The sequence below is a fragment of the Streptomyces alboniger genome (assembly GCF_008704395.1).
Classification (GTDB): domain Bacteria; phylum Actinomycetota; class Actinomycetes; order Streptomycetales; family Streptomycetaceae; genus Streptomyces; species Streptomyces alboniger.
This window is the reverse complement of the sequence record NZ_CP023695.1, coordinates 713,013-732,716: the sequence shown is the minus strand read 5'-3', so window position 1 is coordinate 732,716 and position 19,704 is coordinate 713,013. Positions and strand designations below refer to the sequence as shown.

1 protein-coding gene is annotated in these 19,704 nt (G+C 75.2%); it reads left to right on the top strand.

Annotated features, from left to right (window positions below):
• Positions 1 to 844 precede the first annotated feature (844 nt).
• The gene (locus tag CP975_RS03005) at positions 845 to 19,702 is read left to right on the top strand and encodes a non-ribosomal peptide synthetase (protein ID WP_150476550.1); all 18,858 of its coding nucleotides are present in this window, start codon (positions 845 to 847) and stop codon (positions 19,700 to 19,702) included.
• Positions 19,703 to 19,704: the final 2 nt, after the last annotated feature.

Here is a 19,704-nt window from a genome sequence, read left to right as displayed (position 1 = left end):
GGTCGGTGCGCGGGCTCGGTGCCCCTGGCTGCCTGGGGATCAGTGCGTGTCGCCGGGACCGCTGCCACACGGCGAGGCGGCAGCGGGCGGGGCCACCGCCGGGCCACGTTGGCGGCACACCGGTCCGCCGGCCGGGCCCGCAGGTGGTCGGGGACGAGTCCAGGGGCCGGTTGCCTGGGCGGCGGGTCGGTGCGTGGGGTCGGGCGGTTCGTGGGCCGGTCGGTTCGTGGGCCGGGCGGTTCCGATCCTCGGGTCGTGGCGTTCCCGTACTCGGGCCGTGCCGTGCCGTGCTGTGCCGTTCCGGGTTCGGGCCGAGGGTTCGGGAAGCGGGCCTGGTGGTGCGGGCAACCGGCCGGCGTTCGGCCACCGGGCTGCGTGGTCCCGACCGGCTCTGTGGTCCGGCTACCGGGCCCGGTGATTCGGGTGATCGGCTGGTGGTTCGGCCACCGGGCTCGACCGTTCGGCCGCTGGGCTCGGTGGTCCGGTCGTCAGGCCCGGCGGACACGGACGCCGCCGGTGGCCGCGGTCACCGGATGCCCCGGCCCTCCCGGCGGTTCCGGTGGTGGACCGCTCCCCAGGGTGGCCCACCACCGGAACCGGCGAGTCGTTCGTCGCAGCCACGGTTCCGTCACCGGCCCACGCCTGTCGGCCACCGCACCACCCCGCCGTATCCCGTCCGCTCCGCACCAGGTGACCACCCCGTTCCGCCGCACCTCCCGCACGTCCGCACCGCCGCGCACACCCCGTGTGTCACGTCCGGTCCAGCGCACCGCCCACCAGGCGAGGCCGGGACCGTCCGCGTGGCCCGCGCCGCATCGCCCCGCTCTCCAGAAGGACTTCACCCATGACGGACCTGCACGACAAGCCCGCACCGGCGTCCTCCCTGCCGCAGGGCGGCCCCGCCGCCGACGCTCAGGAGAACGGGGCGGCTGCGGCGTATCCGACGCTCGGCGAGTTGTTCACCGCCTGGGTGGCCCGGACCCCGGACGCGCCGGCCCTCACCGACGGCCGACGGACCTGGACCTACCGCGAACTGGCCGACCGTACCGACCGGTTGGCCGCGCACCTGATAGCCCGGGGAGCGGGACCGGACCGGGTGGTGGCCCTGGTGCTGCCCCGTTCCATGGAGCTGATCGCGGCGGAGCTGGCCGTCACCCGGGCGGGCGCCGCCTTCCTGCCCGTGGACCCCGCCTACCCCGCCGAGCGCCGTGCGCTGATGCTCGCCGACGCCGCGCCCGCTCTCACCCTGGACGATCCGCGCCGGGTGGGTGAACTCCTGGCCACCGAAGCCGCAGAGGCCACCGAAGACACCGAACGCGCCGCGGGGCACACGGTCAGCACCGACACCGGCGTCGACGCCGACCACGCGGCCTACGTCATCTACACCTCCGGTTCCACCGGCACTCCCAAGGGTGTGACGGTGACCCACTGCGGCATCGGCGGCTTCACCTCGGCCGCCGCCGAGCGGTACGCGGTGGGCCCCGGTGACCGAGTGCTCCAGTTCTCGTCGCCGAGCTTCGACGCCTCCGTCCTGGAGCTGTGCGTCTCCGTCCTGGCCGGTGCGACGCTCGTCGTACCGCCCGACGGACCCTGGCTGGGCGACGAACTCGCCGAGGTCCTGGACGAGCACCGCATCACCCACGCGCTCATCCCGCCCGCCGCACTGGCCTCTCTGCCCGACCCCGCACGGGGCACCGCCCGCCATCTGCGCACGCTGATCGTGGGCGCCGAGGCCTGCCCGGCCGGGCTCGTGGACCGCTGGGCACCCGGCCGCCGGATGATCAACTCCTACGGCCCGACCGAGGCCACCATCGTCGCCACCTGGACCGGGCCGCTCACCGCGGGCAGCGGTACGCCGACGATCGGCGGCGCCCTGCCGCACACCCGCGTGTACGTCCTGGACGCCGCGATGCGGCCCGTGCCACCCGGGGCCGACGGCGAGTTGTTCGTGGGTGGCGACGCGGTGGCCCGCGGCTACCTGCGCCGCCCGGGACTGACGGCGGCACGCTTCGTCGCCGACCCCTTCGGTCCGCCCGGAGCGCGCCTGTACCGCACCGGTGACCGGGTGCGGTGGACTACCGGGAGAGAGCTGGAGTTCCTGGGCCGACTGGACCGGCAGGTGAAGATCCGTGGCTTCCGGATCGAGCCGGGCGAGATCGAGGCGGCGTTGCGCCGGATCGGAGCGGGAGCCGTCGGCGAGGCCGTGGTCGTGGTACGCGAGGACGTACCGGGCCACCACCGCCTCGTCGCCTACGTCACCGCCGCCACCCGGGCTCCCTCCACCGGCACTGCCGACCCCGCCCGCTCCACCGACACCGACATCGACACCGGCACCGACCCCGCCCCCAAGCCCGCCCCGCACGCCCTCGACCCCGCCGCCCTGCGCGCCGCCGTCGCGGCCGTGCTGCCCGGGCACATGGTGCCGTCCGCCGTGGTGGTGCTCGACCGGATGCCGCTCACCCCGCAGCACAAGATCGACCGGCGGGCCCTGCCCGCCCCGGAGCGGGAGGCATCGGCCGGCCATGTGCCGCCGCGTTCGGATCAGGAGCGTGCCCTCGCCGGGATCTGGGCGGAAGTCCTGGGCGTCGACACCGTCGGCGTCACCGACGACTTCTTCGACCTGGGCGGTGAGTCGCTCCTCGCCGCCCGCATCCTCGCCCGCGTCCGGGACGACCTGGGCGTCCGGCTCACCGTGCGGGACGTGTTCACCGCGCGGACGATCGCCGCGCTCGCACCCCTGCTCGCCGACCCGTCGGCCGCCGCGCCCCCGGATCCGATCCCGCCGGCCCCCCGCGAGGGCGGACTGCCGCTGTCCAGCGCGCAGCGGCGCCTGTGGTACCTCGACGACCTCACCGCGGGCGGCGCCGAGTACAACACCGGCGCGTCCCTCAGGCTGCGCGGCGCCCTCGACCCGGACGCGCTGCACCGCTCCCTGCACCGTCTCGCGGCCCGGCACGATTCCTTGCGCACCACGTTCCCCACGGTCGACGGCCAGGGCGTCCAGCGTGTCGCGGCGGAGCCGGACGTGCCCCTGCGGACGGCCGATCTCACCGGCGTACCCGACGCACGCCGCACCGAGGCCGCCGAAGAACTGCTCACCGAGGAGCTGGGCCGCCCGTTCGACCTGGCTACCGGACCGCTCACCCGGGCGCTGCTCGTCCGTCTCGCCGCCGATGACCACCTGCTGCTCCTGGCCCAGCACCACATCGTCACCGACGGCTGGTCCGTCGGTATCCTGACCCGCGAACTCGCCGCCCTCTACCACGCACAGACCACCGGCGAACCGGACGGGCTGGCGCGACCCGCCGTTCAGTACCCGGACTTCGCGGTCTGGGAGCGGCGGCAGCGGACTGGTGACACGGACGCCGCCGACCTGGCCTACTGGAAGCGGCACTTGGCGGACCTCCAGCACCTGGAGCTGCCCACGGACCGGCCGCGCCCCGCCGTACGCACCACGTCCGGAGCGGCCCACCGGCACATGCTGTCGGCCGAGTTGACGGCCCGGCTGCGGCAACTGGCGACGGGCCGCGGCACCACGGTGTTCACCCTGTTCGCGGGCGCCGCCGCGCTGCTGTTCTCCCGCTACTCGGGCCAGCGGGACGTCGCCTTCGGCACCATCACCAACGGGCGGGGACGCCGGGACCTGGAGGACGTGCCGGGCTTCTTCGCCAACACCGTGGTCCTGCGCGGCGAAGTGGACGAGCGCACCACCGTGGACCGGTTCGTGGAGACGATGCGGACGACGGTGCTTGACGCCTTCGCCCACGACGGGGCCCCGTTCGACAGGGTGGTGGAGGAGCTGGCCCCGCCCCGGGACCCGAGCCGCACCCCGCTGGTGCAGGTGCTCGTCGTACAGCAGACCGCACCTTGCGCACCGCCGCTCGCCGGTGGTCTGCGCGTCACCGGACATCCGCTGCCCCGCCCGGCCGCCCGCTTCGACCTGGTCCTGGAGTTCACCCCGGACGCGGACGGCGGCTGCGAGCTGACCGTCGAGTTCAACACGGACCTGTTCGACCCGGCGACCGTGGCCCGGATGACCGCCCATCTGCATCGGCTCCTTCAAGGCATGGCCGACGGCCCGGGCCGCAGGCTGACCGAACTGCCCATGCTCTCCGCCGAGGAACAGCGCACGCTGGTGGACAGATGGAACCCGCCCGCTCGTACAGCGCGGGACACCGGCGCCAACACGCTGCCCGACCTGCTCCACGCCCAGGCTGCCCGGACCCCGGACCGTACCGCCGTCATCTGCGGTCCGGTCAGGCTGGAGTACGCCGAGGTCAGCCGGCGCGCCGCCCGGCTCGCCCGGCTGCTCGTCGCGCGCGGCGCCGGGCCCGAGACCCTGGTCGCGCTCTGCCTGCCGCGCTCCGCCGACCTCGTGCCCGTGCTCTGGGCGGTGCTCGCCTCCGGTGCCGGCTACCTCCCGGTCGGCCCGGACTACCCCGCCGAGCGGGTCCGCTTCATGCTCGACGACGCCCGGCCCACCCTCGTACTCGCCACCCGGGAGACCGCCTCCGCGCTGCCCCCGGAGTGCGCGCCGCTGCTCCTTGAGGAGTGCGCCGCGCCGGACGTGCCCGACACCGCCGTGCCCGACACCGCACTGACCGACGCCGACCGGCTCCGCCCGCTGCTGCCCGACCATCCCGCGTACGTCATCTACACCTCGGGTTCCACAGGCCGACCCAAGGGCGTCATGGTCAGCCACCGCAGTGCCGCCGCGCTGGCCGCGTGGGCGGGGGAGCGGTTCGGGCCCGAGGGCCTGTCCCACGTGATCGCCTCCACCTCCCTCAACTTCGACGTCTCGGTGTTCGAACTGTTCTGCCCCCTGGTGGCCGGCGGCACCGTCGAGGTGGTCGCCGACCTGCCGGCCCTCGCCGACGGCACGGGGCCCCGGCGCGCCACGCTCCTCAGCGGCGTGCCGTCCGTCGTCTCCCGGCTCGTCGCGGGCGGCTCGGCACCCCTGACCGCCGACACCGTCGTCCTCGCCGGCGAGGCCCTGCCCGCCCAGACCGTGCAGGACCTGAGGGTCGCCATGCCCGGCTGCCGGATCGCCAACATCTACGGCCCCACCGAGGCCACCGTGTACGCCACCGCCTGGTTCGCCGACGACGGGCCGCCGGAGCAGGCCCCGCCCATCGGCGACCCGGTGGCACTCACCCGCACCTACGTCCTGGACGCCGCCCTGCGACCGCAGCCCGTCGGTGTCACCGGCGAGTTGTACCTCGGGGGCGGCGGCCTGGCCCGCGGCTACCTGAACCGGCACGGACTCACCGCCGCCCGGTTCCTCGCCGACCCGTTCGGCGCGCCGGGGGAGCGCATGTACCGCACCGGTGACCTGGTGCGCAGGCGGTCCGACGGCGCACTCGAATACGTGGGCCGTATGGACCAGCAGGTCAAGGTGCGCGGTTTCCGCATAGAGCTGGGCGAGGTGGAGGAGGCGCTGCGCGGCTGCGCGGGCGTGGCCGAGGCGGCGGCCGTCGTCGCCACCGACGGCGAGGGTCACCGGCGTCTGGCCGGCTACGTCGTCCCGGCCCCCGGGCAGCACACCGAGCCCGACGCGGTGCGCCGCGACCTCGGCCGTACGCTGCCCGACTACATGGTCCCCGCGACCGTCGTCGTGCTGGACGCCCTGCCGCTCAACCCCAACGGCAAGCTCGACCGGGGGCGGCTCCCCGACCCCGGCCCCGCCGTGCGCGCGGTACGCCACGTCACGCCCCGCACGCCCACCGAGCGCACCCTCGCCGCGATCTGGGCGGAGGTGCTGCGGGAGCGACGCATCGGCGTCGACGACAACTTCTTCGAACTCGGCGGCGACTCGATCCTCAGCATCCAGGTGGTGGCCCGTGCCCGGCAGGAGGGCCTGCCGCTCACCTCCCGGGACCTCTACCAGCACCAGACCGTGGCCGCCCTCGCGCACTGCGCGGACGCGGCGGCCGGCCCGCGCGAAGCCGCGCCCGCGCCCGAGGCGCCCACCGGCCCGGCCCCCCTGACGCCCATCCAGGACTGGCTGTTCGACGCCGTCGGCGAGGGCGCAGGCCACTTCTCCCAGGCGCTGTCCCTGCGGATGCCCGCCGACCTGGACCCGGCGGCGCTGGAGGACGCGCTGAACGACCTGGTCGCCCACCACGACGCCCTGCGCTCCCGCTTCACCACCGGCGAGCAGGTCGGATGGCACATCGACGAGCAGACCCCCCGCCTGCTCCTGGCCCGCCACACCGGCCCGGAGACGGACACCCCGCACTTCGGCCCGTTCGACCTCGCCCAAGGACCGCTGCTGCGGGCCGTGTTGCACGACACCGGCACGGACCTGCCCCCCGTACTGCACCTCACCGTGCACCACCTGGTGGTCGACGGAGTCTCCTGGCGCCTGCTCCTCGAAGACCTGGACCGCGCCTACCGGGCCCGATGCGCGGGCGGGGACGGCGTGGCGGCGCTGCCCGCGAAGTCCTCGCCGCTGCGGCAGTGGGCCCGCAGACTGAGCGCCCACGCGGCGGACGGCGGCTTCGACGACGAGCGCGCGTACTGGGCCGAGGCGGTACCCGACACCGGGCCCGCCCTGCCCGCCGGTCCGACGGGCGGCCCCGGCACCTACGCCGAGCAGCGTTCGCTCACCGTGCGCCTCGGCGCCGAGGCGACCTCGGCCCTGCTGCGCACCCTGCCCGACACCTACCGCACCCAGGCCAACGACGTCCTGCTCGGCGCGCTCGGCCGGGCCCTGTGCGGCTGGAGCGGCCGGGAGCGGGTGGTGGTCGACGTCGAGGGACACGGCCGCGAGGAGCTGTTCGCCGGGCTGGACATCAGCCGCACGGTCGGCTGGTTCACGACCCGCCACCCCGTCGCGCTCGCCGTCCCCGAGGACGCCGGCTGGGACACCGTACTGAAGCAGGTCAAGGAGCAGCTGCGCGCCGTACCCCGCAACGGCCTCGGCCACGACGTGCTTCTCCGGCTGGCCGGTGACGGGGCGCCGCCGCGCACCGAGGCCGCGCAGATCAGCTTCAACTACCTGGGCCGCATGGACACACCGGAGGATCCCGACAGCCTCTACCAAGGCACCGTACGCCCGTTGGAGCTGGACGCCGACCCGGCGGCCGAGCGCCCGCATGCCGTCGAGGTCGTCGGCCAACTCGTGGGCGACGCCCTGGAGTTCACCTGGTTCTACGCCGACCTGCCGGGCCGCGAGGACGTGGTCGCGGACCTCGCCGGGCGCTTCAGCGACGCGCTCACCGACCTGGCCCGGCACGCCAACCGGCCGGGCGCCGCAGGGCGCACCCCGTCCGACTTCCCGCTCGTCCGGCTCGACCAGGCCGCCGTGGACCGCATCGCCGGCGCGGACCCGGCCGCGGTGGCCGACGTCCTGCCGCTCACGCCCACCCAGGCGGGCATGCTCTTCCACGGCCTGTCCCAGGACGACCGCGGCGTCTACGTCCAGCAGCTGACGTTCGTCCTGGACGGCGTGCCCGACCCGGCGGCCCTCGCCGCGGCCTGGCAGCACGTCACCGACCGCACCGAGGTGCTGCGTGGCCGGGTCGTCTGGCAGGACGTACCCGAACCGCTGATGGTGGTGGAGCGCCACGTGGCCGTGCCGGTCGACCACGTGGACTGGCGCGACCTGGCGGAGGACGAGTGCCGGGCCCGCCTCGACGACCTGCTCGTCCGGGACCGCGCCGACGGCATCGACCTCGGGCGGGCCCCGCTCCAGCGCCTGCTGCTCGCCCGCGTCTCCGACACCGCCGTGCGCGTGGTGTGGTCCTTCCACCACCTGCTGCTCGACGGCTGGAGCATGTTCCAGGTGCTCTCGGACGTCTTCGCCCGCCACGCGGGACCCGACGCCGCCCTCCCGCACCGCCCGTCCTACCGGGAGTACGTCTCCTGGCTGCGGGGGCGCGACCGGGAAGCGGCCGAACGGCACTGGCGGCGCCGCCTGTCCGGCCTGAGCGAGGCCACGCCGCTGCCCTACGACCGCGAGCCGCGCGAGGCCCACCGCGCCGAGTCCACGCACGCGGTCCACGGCACCCTGCCCGCGGCCGGCACGCGGGCGCTGGAAGAGCTGGCCCGCACCTCAGGACTCACCCTGAACACCCTGGTGCAGGGCGCCTGGGCACTGCTCCTCGCCCGGCAGGCGGGCCGCGACGACGTGGTGTTCGGCACCACCGTGTCCGGCCGGCCACCCGAGCTGCCCGGCGCCGAGGCCATGACCGGTCTGTTCATCACCACCCTGCCCACCCGGGTCACCGTCCCCGGCCACGGCACCCTGCTCGACTGGCTCCGCGCGCTCCAGCACGACCAGAGCGAGGACCGGCGCTTCGACCACCTGCCGCTCACCCGGATGAAGACGTTCACCGAACTCCCCGAGCGCGTCGGCCTCTTCGACAGCATCGTCGTCTTCGAGAACTACCCGGTGGACGACGACCTCGCCGCCACCCACGGACTGCGCCTGAGCGGCCTGGAAGGCGTCGAGACCACCAACTACCCACTGAGCCTGACCGCTTACCCGGGTACGGAGCTGGGCCTGCGCCTCGGCTACGACCCCGAGCTGTTCGACGCCGACACGGCCGGGCGCATGGCGGAATACCTCACCGTCCTGCTCACCGGCATGACCACCGGCTCACGGCGCCCGCCCGCCCGGCTGCCGCTGCTCGGCCCCGACCGCCGCGAACAGGTCCTGCACGCCTGGAACGACACCGCCACCGACCTGCCCGACAGCACCGTCGCCGGCCTCTTCGCCGCCCAGGCGCGCCGCACCCCCGACGCCGTGGCCCTGGAATCCGGGGACGAGCACCTCACCTACCGCGAACTCGACACCCGCGCCGCCGGGTTGGCTGCCCGGCTGGCCGGGGCCGGGGTGTGCCCGGAGCACCCGGTCGGTGTCCTCATGGACCGCTCCGTCGACCTGATCGTCACCCAGCTTGCGCTCGTGCGCACCGGCGGCGTGTACGTGCCCCTGGACGGCAGGGCGCCGGCCGAGCGGCTGCGCGGGACCCTGGCCGAGGCCGGGGCCGGCCTGCTGCTCACCGACGCCGCCTGGGAGGCGACGGCCCACGACGTGCTGTCCGGCGACCGCGTCCTGCGCGCCGACGGCACCTTTGGGCCCACCGGCCCCGCGCCCGACCGGGCCGTGCACCCCGACAACGTCCAGTACCTGATGTTCACTTCGGGTTCCACCGGCACGCCCAAGGGCGTCGCGGTACGCCAGCGGGACGTCGCCGCGCTCGCCCTCGACCGGGCCTTCGCCGGGCACGACCGGGTCCTCGTCCACTCGCCGCACGCCTTCGACGCCGCCACCTACGAGGTGTGGGTGCCGCTGCTGCGCGGCGGTACGGCAGTCCTCGCCCCGCCCGCCGACCTGGACGCCGCCCACGTCCGGCAAGCCGTCACGGAACAACGGGTGAGCTGCCTGTGGCTGACCGCGGGCCTGTTCCGCCTGCTCGCCCAGGAGGACCCCGGCTGCCTGCGCGGTGCCCGCGAGGTGTGGACGGGCGGCGAGGCCGTGCCGGGCGCGGTGGTGCGCCGGGTCCTCGACGCCTGCCCCGGCCTGACCGTCGTCGACGGCTACGGCCCCACCGAGACCACCACCTTCGCCACCCGCCGCGTCTTCCGCTCCGGCGGCCCGCTGCCCGCGGTGCTGCCCATCGGACGCCCGCTCGACAACACCCGCGTGTACGTCCTGGACAACGCCCTCCAGCCGCAACCGCCGGGCATCCCCGGCGAGCTGTACATCGCGGGCGCCGGCCTGGCCCGGGGCTACGCGGGGCGGCCCGGCGCGACCGCCGCCCGCTACCTCGCCGACCCCTACGGCCCGCCTGGCACCCGCATGTACCGCACCGGCGACATCGTCCGCTGGAGCGCCGACGGCGAACTGCACTTCGTCGGCCGCGCGGACGACCAGATCAAGATCCGCGGCTTCCGCGTCGAACCCGCCGAGATCGAGGCCAGGCTCACCGCCCACCCGGCCGTCGCCGAGGCCGTCGTCTCCCTGTACGACGACGGCGGACGCAAGCGGCTGGCCGCCCACCTCGTCCCGGCCGCCGCCGAGTTGCGCGCTGACCTGGCCGCCGAGCCGCCCACCGCCGCCGAGTTGCGCGCCCACCTGGCCGCCGGGCTGCCCGACTACATGCTGCCCGCCGCGTTCGTCACCGTGCCCGAGCTGCCTTTGACGGCCAACGGCAAGGTCGACCGGCGGCAACTGCCCGTACCCGACTGGTCGGCGGGCGTCGACCGGGCCCACCGCGCCCCGCGCACCGAGACGGAGCGCGTCCTCGCCGGGATCTGGGCCGAGCTGCTCGGCGTGACCCTGATCGGCGTGGACGACAACTTCTTCATGCTGGGCGGCGACTCCATCCTCAGCATCCAGGTGGTCTCCCGGGCCCGCGCCGCAGGGCTCGCCCTCAGCCCCCGCGACCTCTTCCGGCACCCCACCGTGGCCGAACTGGCCGCGGCCACCGGCGGCGCCGCGCCCGCCGTCGCGGGCACCGCACCCGTCACCGGAGCGGCGGACCTCCTGCCGATCCAGCGCTGGTTCCTCGACCCGCGGCCGGCGCACCCCGCTTTCTTCAACCAGTCCGTCGTCATCGAGACGGCCGACGCCGTCGACGAGGACGCCCTGCGCGCCGCCCTCACCGCCCTGTGGACGCACCACGACGCCCTGCGCGCCCGGTTCCTCCGCGACGACGAGGGCGCCTGGCGGCAGGACATCGGCGCCGCCGACGCCCAGATACCCGACCTGCTCCAGGTCCACGACCCGGCGGACGAGGAGAGCGCCACCACGGCGGCACACAGTCAACTCCGACTCGACACAGGGCCGTTGCTCACCGCCCGGCTGTTCACCGCCGACGGCCCCCGGCCCGCCCGGCTGCTGCTCGTCGCCCACCACCTGGTGGTCGACGGCGTCTCCTGGCGCATCCTCCTGGAAGACCTGGAGACCGCCTACCGTCAGGCCGCCGGCGGTGGACCCGTACGGCTGCCCGCCCGCACCACCTCCGTACGGGAATGGGCCGCCCGGCTGCGCGACGACGACCGCTTCGCCGCGCAGCTCGGCCACTGGGAGCACACCGCCCGGGCCTGCGCCGACCCGCTGCCCGTGGACCGCGAGGGCGGCAACACCACGGCCGACGTCCGCGAGGTCACCGTCCGCCTCGGCCGCGAACACACCGACGGCCTCCTGCGCCGCGTCCCCGGCGTCTACCGCACCCGCGTCGACGACGTCCTGCTCACCGCGCTGGGCCGGGTCCTCGGCGACTGGACCGGACGCGAGACCGTCGCCGTCGGCCTGGAGGGGCACGGCCGCGAGGACCAGCTGTTCGAGGACATCGACCTGTCCCGCACGGTCGGCTGGTTCACCTCGCTCTTCCCCCTCGCGCTCTCGGTCCCGAGCGGCTCATGGGGCACCGCGCTGAAATCGGTGAAGGAGCAGCTGCGGGCCGTGCCCGAGCGCGGACTGGGCTACGGTGTGCTGCGCCACCTCGCCCGCGAGGAACGGCTCACCGGCGCTCCCGAGCCCGGCATCAGCTTCAACTACCTGGGCCGCTTCGACTGGTCCGCCGACGCCGGCACCCTGGTTGCGGCCGTGCCCGGCGGCCTGGGCGGCGCCGAGGCACCGGACACCGAACGCCCGCACCTGATCGACGTCGTGGCCCGGGTCGAGGACGACCAGCTGGAGATCACCTGGTACTACAGCGCCGGACGGCACGACGAGAAGACCGTCACCGCGCTGGCCGACGCCATGCTCCGGGCACTCGGCGGCATCGTCGCCCACTGCGCCCTGCCCGACGCGGGCGGCCGTACGCCGTCGGACTTCCCGCTGGCCCGCCTCGACCAGACCGCCGTGGACCGGATCGTCGGCGACGGCCGCGACATCGACGACATCTACCCGCTGACGCCGATGCAGGCCGGCATGCTCTTCCACAGCCTGCTCGACGCCGACAGCCGCACCTACGTCAACCAGGTGCAGCTCGTCCTGTCCGGCGTCACCGACCCGCACGCGCTCGCAGAGGCGTGGCAGCACACCGCCGACGCCAACCCCGTGCTGCGTACCCACCTCGTGTGGCAGGAGACCGCGGAACCCCTCCAGGTCGTCCGGCGCCGGGCCACCGTGCCCGTCACCCACCACGACTGGACCGGATGGTCCGCCGAGCGCGGCACGCGGGAGCTGGACCGGCTGCTCGCCGAGGACCGGGAGGACGGCGTCGACCTGGGCGCCGCGCCCCTGATGCGGCTGACGCTGATCCGGCTGACGGCGGACCGGGTCCGGCTGGTGTGGACCTTCCACCACGTCCTGCTCGACGGCTGGAGCGCGGCCCAGGTCTTCGACGAGGTGTGCGAGCGGTACGCCGCCCTGACGGCCGGGCGCCGCCCACAGCTGCCAGGGCGCCGGCCCTTCTCCGACTACCTGCGCTGGCTGTCCGGGCGGGACACCGCCCGCGCCGAGCGGTACTGGCGCACCACCCTCGCCGGCTTCCAGGCGCCCACCGAACTGCCCCGCGACCGGCGGCCCGCCGAGGCGTACCGCGCCTCTTCCTCCGGGTCCGTGCGGACGGCCCTCGGCGCGGACGTCTCGGCACGGCTGCGGGAGACCGCCCAACAGGCCGGACTGACCCTCAACACGGTCGTCCAGGGCGCGTGGGCGCTGCTGCTGTCCCGTTACGGCGGTGGCGAGGACGTGGTGTTCGGCACGACCGTCTCCGGCAGGCCCGCCGACCTGCCCGGCGTCACCTCGATGGTCGGCCTGTTCATCAACACCCTGCCCACCCGGGCCCGTATCGACGGGCGACGCGGGCTCCTCGACTGGCTGCGCGAACTCCAGGACGCCCAGGCGGAGGCCCGGCGCCACGACTTCGTCTCGCTGGCGCAGGTCCAGTCGTGGAGCGACGTACCCGGCGGCACCGCCCTGTTCGACTCCATCGTGGTCTTCGAGAACTACCCCTTCGACGAGGGCGCCCTGGCCCGGCACGGCCTGGCCATGGAGCAGGAGCGGGACCTGGAACCGACGAACTACCCGCTCAGCGTGGTCGTCGCGCCCGGCGACAGCCTGGCCGTGAACCTGGACTACGACCCGGCCGCCTTCGACACCGGCACGGTCGAGGCGCTCGGCGGGAGCCTGTGCGCCCTGCTGGCCGCCATGGCCGACGCGCCGGACCGCCGCCTGGCCGACCTGCCCCTGCTGGACCCGGCTGAGGGACGCGACCTGGTGGCCCGCTTCGGCGGACGGGTGGCCGAGGCCCCGCACGACACCCTGCCCGAGGCGTTCCGGCGGCAGGCCGAGCGCACACCCGACGCCCCGGCCGTCCGCCACGCCGACAGCTGCCTCAGCTACCGCGAACTCGACGCCCGCTCCAACAGGCTGGCCCGGCTGCTCATCGCCGCCGGCGCCGGACCCGAACGCTTCGTCGCGCTCTGCCTGCCCCGCACCGCCGACCTGGTCGTAGCGCTCCTCGCGGTGCTGAAGAGCGGCGCCGGTTACCTGCCGGTCGACCCGCAGTACCCCGCCGAGCGCGTCGCGTTCCTCTTCGAGGACGTACGGCCGGACGCCGTGATCACGGCCACCGAGACCGCGGGCCGGCTGCCCGAGGGGCCGTACGCCCGGATCATGCTCGACGAGGAGCCCGGCACCGACCTGCCGGACACCCCCGTCGGCGACGCCGAGCGCCGCGCCACGCTGCTGCCCGCCCACCCGGCCTACGTCATCCACACCTCCGGTTCCACCGGACGCCCCAAGGGAGTGGTCGTCAGCCACGCGTCCGTGCGCGCCCTGACCGACTGGGCGGCCGCCGAGTTCACCGGGCGCGGCCTCGAGCACGTGGTCGCGTCCACCTCGCTCAACTTCGACGTGTCGGTGTTCGAGATCTTCTCGCCGCTCCTGTCCGGCGGCTGCGTGGAGGTCGTCCGCGACCTGCTGGCCCTCGCCGAACGCCCCGGGCCCTGGCGGGCCGGACTGCTCAGCGCGGTGCCCTCGGCCCTGGACCGGCTGCTCGCCGAGGACGCCGTCGACGTCACCGCGGACACCGTCGTCCTCGCGGGGGAGGGGCTGCCCGCCCGGACCGTCGGCCGGGTCCGCGCGGCCGTACCCGGCAGCCAGGTGCGCAACATCTACGGCCCCACCGAGGCCACCGTCTACGCCACCGCCTTCACCTGCGACCCGGCCGACCCCGACCGCGATCCGCCGATCGGGCGGCCGCTCGGCGGGGCCCGCGCCTACGTCCTGGACGAGTGGTTGCGCCCGGTACCCGCCGGCGCGCCCGGCGAACTGTTCCTCGCCGGAACCGGCGTCGCCCGCGGCTACCTGCGCCGCCCCGGCCTGACCGCCACCCGGTTCCTGCCCGACCCGTTCGGCCCGCCCGGCAGCCGCATGTACCGCACCGGCGACCTGGTCCGCTGGACGGCCGACGGCGACCTCGTCTATCTCGGCCGGGGGGACGACCAGGTCAAGGTGCGTGGCTTCCGCATCGAACTCGGCGAGGTGGAGGCGGCGCTGGCCCGCCACCCGGCGGTGGCGGCGGCAGCGGCCCGCGTCGTCGAACACGCAGGGCACCGCCGCCTGATTGGTTACGTGGTGGCCCGCACGGCCCCCGTTCCCGCACGGGCCGAGGGAGTGGGTGTGGCCGGGGGTTCAACTCCCGTGCCCGCGTCCGCCGACGAGGCGGGAACCTCCGGACCGGTCGGGGACACGGACCGGCCGACCCCCGCCGCTCACCCGCAACACCGCCCCGCCGCTGTGCCCGACACCGGCGAACTCCGCGCCTTCCTCGCCCGGAGTCTTCCCGAGCACCTGCTGCCCGCCCTCTTCGTTCCGCTGGAGCGGCTCCCGCTCGGTGCCACCGGCAAGCTCGACCGCCGGGCGCTGCCCGTGCCCGAGTGGGCCGCGCCGACCACCGGCGCGGGTGGCAGGCCGCCGCGTACGGAGGCCGAGCAGACCCTCGCCGCCATCTGGTGCGAGGTGCTCGGCGTGCCCGAAGTCGGCGCGGACGACAACTACTTCACGCTCGGCGGCGACTCCGTCCTCGGCATCCAGATCGTCTCCGCCGCCCGCAGGGCCGGACTCGCCCTGACCCCCCGGCACCTGTTCACCCACCAGACGCTCGCCGAACTCGCCGTCGCGGCCGAGCGAATGCCCGACACCGCCACAGCCACCGCCGAGCAGGGTCCGGTGACCGGCGACGCCCCGCTCACTCCCGTACAGCACTGGCTCCTGGACACCCTCACGGGCGACCCCGCCCACTTCAGCCAGACGGTCTCCTTCGAGCTGGCCGCAGATACCGATGAGAGGCTGCTGCGCGCCGCCCTGTACGCCGTACTCGAACACCACGACGCCCTGCGGATGCGCTTCGAGCTGACGAGTGACGGCCGGTGGCGGCAGTACGGCACCCCGCCCGACGACCGTGACGTCCACCTGGAGGTGCACGACCGGACGGCGCCCGACGAGGTGGCCGACGCCCTCGGCGCCGGCTTCGATCTGGCCGGCGGGCCGCTGCTGCGGGCCGCGCTGTGCCGACCGGGGGACGGCAGGCGGCCCGTGCTGCTGCTCGCCGCCCACCACCTCGTCGTGGACGCCGTGTCCTGGCGCCTGGTCCTGGAGGACCTGGACGCCGCCTACGACGCGCTGCGGGACGGCGCACGGCCCGCTCTCGCCCCGAAGAGCACGTCGTTCCGGGCATGGGCGCGGCGGCTCGCCGAGCACACCGAGGCGGGCGGCTTCGACGGCGAACTCGCCCACTGGCGCGGCCTCGACGGCGCCCCCGCGCTGCCCGCCGACCGCCCCGGCGGCGCGAACACCGTCGCCGACGAGGAGAGCGTGACCGCGGGCCTCGACGCCGAGGAGACCCGACGGCTGCTCCAGGACGTGCCGGACGTGTACCGCACCCGCGTCAACGACGTCCTGCTGTGCGCGCTGGGCCGGGTCCTGGCCCGCTGGACCGGACAGGACCGGGTGGCGGTGACCCTGGAGGGACACGGCCGCGAGGAACTGTTCGAGGACACCGACCTCGCCCGGACCACCGGCTGGTTCACCGCCATGTACCCCGTCGCCCTGGACGTGCCCCGGGACGCGGACACCGGCAACGTGCTGAAGGCCGTCAAGGAGAACCTGCGGGCCGTGCCGCACGGCGGACTCGGCTACGGCGCGCTGCGCTTCCTGCACCCCACAGCCGGCCGCGACCTGCCCGCCCTGCCGCCGGTCTGCTTCAACTACCTGGGCCGGCAGGACCGCACCGGCACGCCGGGCGGCCTGCTGCACACGCCCTACGGCGGTCTGTCCGGTGGCATGGACCGCTCGGCGCAGCGGCCCCACCTCCTCGACGTCCTCGGCCAAGTCGGCGCGGAACGGCTGGAGTTCACCTGGTCGTACTCCCGCGAGGTGCACGACCGGGAGACCGTCACCCGGCTGGCGGGCGAGCTGACCGACGAACTGCGCGCCATCGTCCGGCACTGCGGCGAGCCCGGGGCCGGCGGCCGCACCCCCGCCGACTTCCCGCTCGCCCCGCTGGACCAGGCGGGCGTCGACCGGCTCGTCGGTACGGGAGCGGATGTGGCGGACGTAGTGGACATCTACCCGCTCACGCCCACCCAGACCGGCATGGTGATGCACGGACTGGACGAGGCGGAACACGGCCTGTACGTCGAGCAGATCACGTTCGTGGCGGACGGCGCCCGCGACCCGCGGACCCTGGCCGCCGCCTGGCAGCACGTCCTCGACCGCACCCCCGTGCTGCGCACCTCCGTAGCACTGCGCGGCGTACCCGTACCGCTCCAGGTGGTCCACCGGGACGTGACGCTGCCGATCACCGAGCACGACTGGAGCGCCATCCCGGCGGACCGGCAGGCCGCGGAGCTGGAAGGGCTGCTCGCCGACGAGCGGGCCCGGGGCATCGCCCTGGAGAGCGCCCCGCTGCTGCGGCTCGCCCTGGTCAGGCTCGGCCCGGACGCGGTCCGCGTGGTGTGGACCTTCCACCACGTCCTGCTGGACGGCTGGAGCGTCTTCCACGTCCTGTCCGACGTCACGGCCGCGCACGCCGCCCTCACCCGCGGCGAGCGGCCCCACCTGCCCGAACGCAGGCCGTTCGCGGACTACGCCGCCTGGCTCGCCGCCCGCGAGACCCACCAGGCGCGGGAGCACTGGCGTGCGGCCCTGGCCGGCCTGACCGGCCCGACCCCGCTGCCGTACGACCGGCGGCCCGCGCCGGACGCCACGGCCCGCTCCGGCACCTGGCTGTCCCGGCGGCTCGACGCCGAAGGGACCAGTCGGCTCCAGGAGTTCGCCCGCCGCAACCGCCTCACCCTCAACTCCCTCGTGCAGGGCGCCTGGGCGCTGCTCCTCGCACGGTGGAGCGGGGAGCGGGAGGTCTGCTTCGGCACCACCGTCTCCGGACGCCCCGCCGATCTGCCCGGCGCCGACACCATCACCGGCCTGTTCATCACCACCCTGCCCGCCCGCGCCGAGGTCGACGGCGACGCCGACTGCTCCACCTGGCTGCGCGCCTTCCAGGAGGCGCGCGCCGAGGACCGCCGCCACGACCACCTGCCCCTCAGCACACTGCACGCCCTCGGCGAACTGCCTTCGGGCACCGGCCTGTTCGACAGCCTGGTGGTCTTCGAGAACTACCCCGTCGGCGACGCGACCGCGGGTGCGCACGGACTCGCCCTGCGGGACCTGGACGCCCGGGAGGCCACCAACTACCCGCTCACCGTGGTCGTCTCGCCCGGCGACCTGCTGACCGTCGAACTCGGCTACGACCCGCGGTACTTCGAGGAGTCCAGCGCCGAATCGCTGGCCGGGCAGCTGCTGCACACCCTGGACGCCCTGGCCGCCTCGGACGGCACGGCCCGCCTGGACGACCTCGACGTCCTGCCGCCCGCGCAGCGCGAGCGGCTGCTGCGCGGCCCGGCACGCCCCGCGACCGGACCGGTGCCCGCGGCCACTTTGCCCGCCCTCGTCGAGGCCGCCGTCGACCGGTGGCCGACCGCACCCGCCCTCGAAGGACTCGAAGCGTCCGGCGCGCCCCTGAGCTTCGCGGAGACGGACGACCGGGCCAACCGCCTCGCGCACCGGCTCATCGCCCGGGGTACCGGACCCGGCGACCTCGTGGCGCTGCTGCTGCCCCGCTCGGCGGACATGGTCCTCGCCCAACTGGCGGTGACGAAGGCCGGCGCCGCGTTCCTGCCCGTCGACCCGGCCTACCCGAAGGAGCGGATCGCCCTGATGCTGAGCGACGCCGCCCCCGCCCTGACCCTCGACGCCCTGGAGGTCGCCGACCTGCTCGCCGCCGCGCCGGACGGTGTCCCCGGACACCGGCCCACCGACGCAGACCGGACCCGCCCGCTCGACCTGGACGACCCGGCCTACGTCATCTACACCTCCGGCTCCACCGGTACGCCCAAGGGGGTCGTCGTCACCCACCGCGGGCTCGCCGCGTTCAGCGCCGCCGAGGCGGCCCACTACCAGGTCGCCCCGGGGGACCGGGTGCTGGCCTTCGCCACCCCCAGCTTCGACGCCTCCGTGCTGGAGCTGTGCGCCTCCCTGCCGCACGGTGCCCGGCTCGTCGTGCCCCGGCCGGGACCGCTCCTCGGCGCCGAACTCGCCGGCGTCCTGCGAGCCGGGCACATCACCCACACCCTGCTCCCGCCGGCCGCGCTCGCCACGCTGCCGCCCGACACCCCCGGCACGCTGCCGGACCTGAAAACCCTCATCGTCGGCGCCGACGCGTGCGGCCCCGAACTCGTCGCCCGCTGGGCGCCGCACCACCGCATGGTCAACTCCTACGGCCCCACCGAGGCCACCGTCGTCGCCACCTGGTCCGCGCCGCTGGCGGCGGACGGCAGCGCGCCGCCCATCGGCCGCCCGCTGCCCGCCACCGGCGCCTACGTCCTCGACGCCCGGCTGCGGCCGGTCCCCGACGGCGTCATCGGCGAACTGTGGCTGAGCGGACCGGCACTGGCGCGCGGTTACCTCGGCCGGCCCGGTCTGACCGCGGCCCGCTTCACCGCCGACCCGTTCGGGCCGCCCGGCACCCGCATGTACCGCACCGGCGACCTGGTGCGCCGCGACAGCGCCGGCGAACTGCACTACCTGGGCCGCACGGACCACCAGCTCAAGCTGCGCGGCCACCGCATCGAAGCGGGCGAGGTCGAGGCGACGCTGGTTCGCCACCCGGGCGTACTGGACGCGGTGGTGACCGTACGCGAGGACGAACCGGGCCTGCCGCGCCTGGTCGCCCACCTGCTCACGGCCCCCGACACACAGCCGCCGGCCCCGGCGGAACTGCGGGAACTGGCCGCCCGCTCGCTGCCCGGGTACATGGTGCCGTCCGCGTTCGTGGCGCTCGACCGCTTCCCGCTCACCGAGAACGGCAAGACCGACCGGGCCGCCCTGCCCGCCCCGGCACCGGCGCAGGAGCGGGAACGGCCCGAGTACGTGGCACCCCGCACCCCCACCGAGGAGGCGGTGGCGGCCATCTGGGAGGAGGCACTCCAGACGACGGCCGTGGGCGCCGAGGACGACTACTTCCTGCTCGGCGGCGACTCCCTGCGCGCCCTGCTCATCGCCTCCCGCGCCAACGACGCGTTCGCGGTCACGCTCACCCCCCGCGACGTCCTGCTCTCCCGCACGGTGGCCGCCCTGGCGGAGCTGGTGGAGGAGCAGGTGCTGAGCGAACTCGAACAGAGCGCGTACGACGAAGACGCCGCGTCCGGCGGCCACGACCACGACAACGAACGGTGAGG

Excerpts from the sequence above, each read along its gene's own strand:
- CP975_RS03005 (WP_150476550.1), top strand. The coding sequence starts at position 845 with ATGACGGACCTGCACGACAAGCCCGCACCGGCGTCCTCCCTGCCGCAG.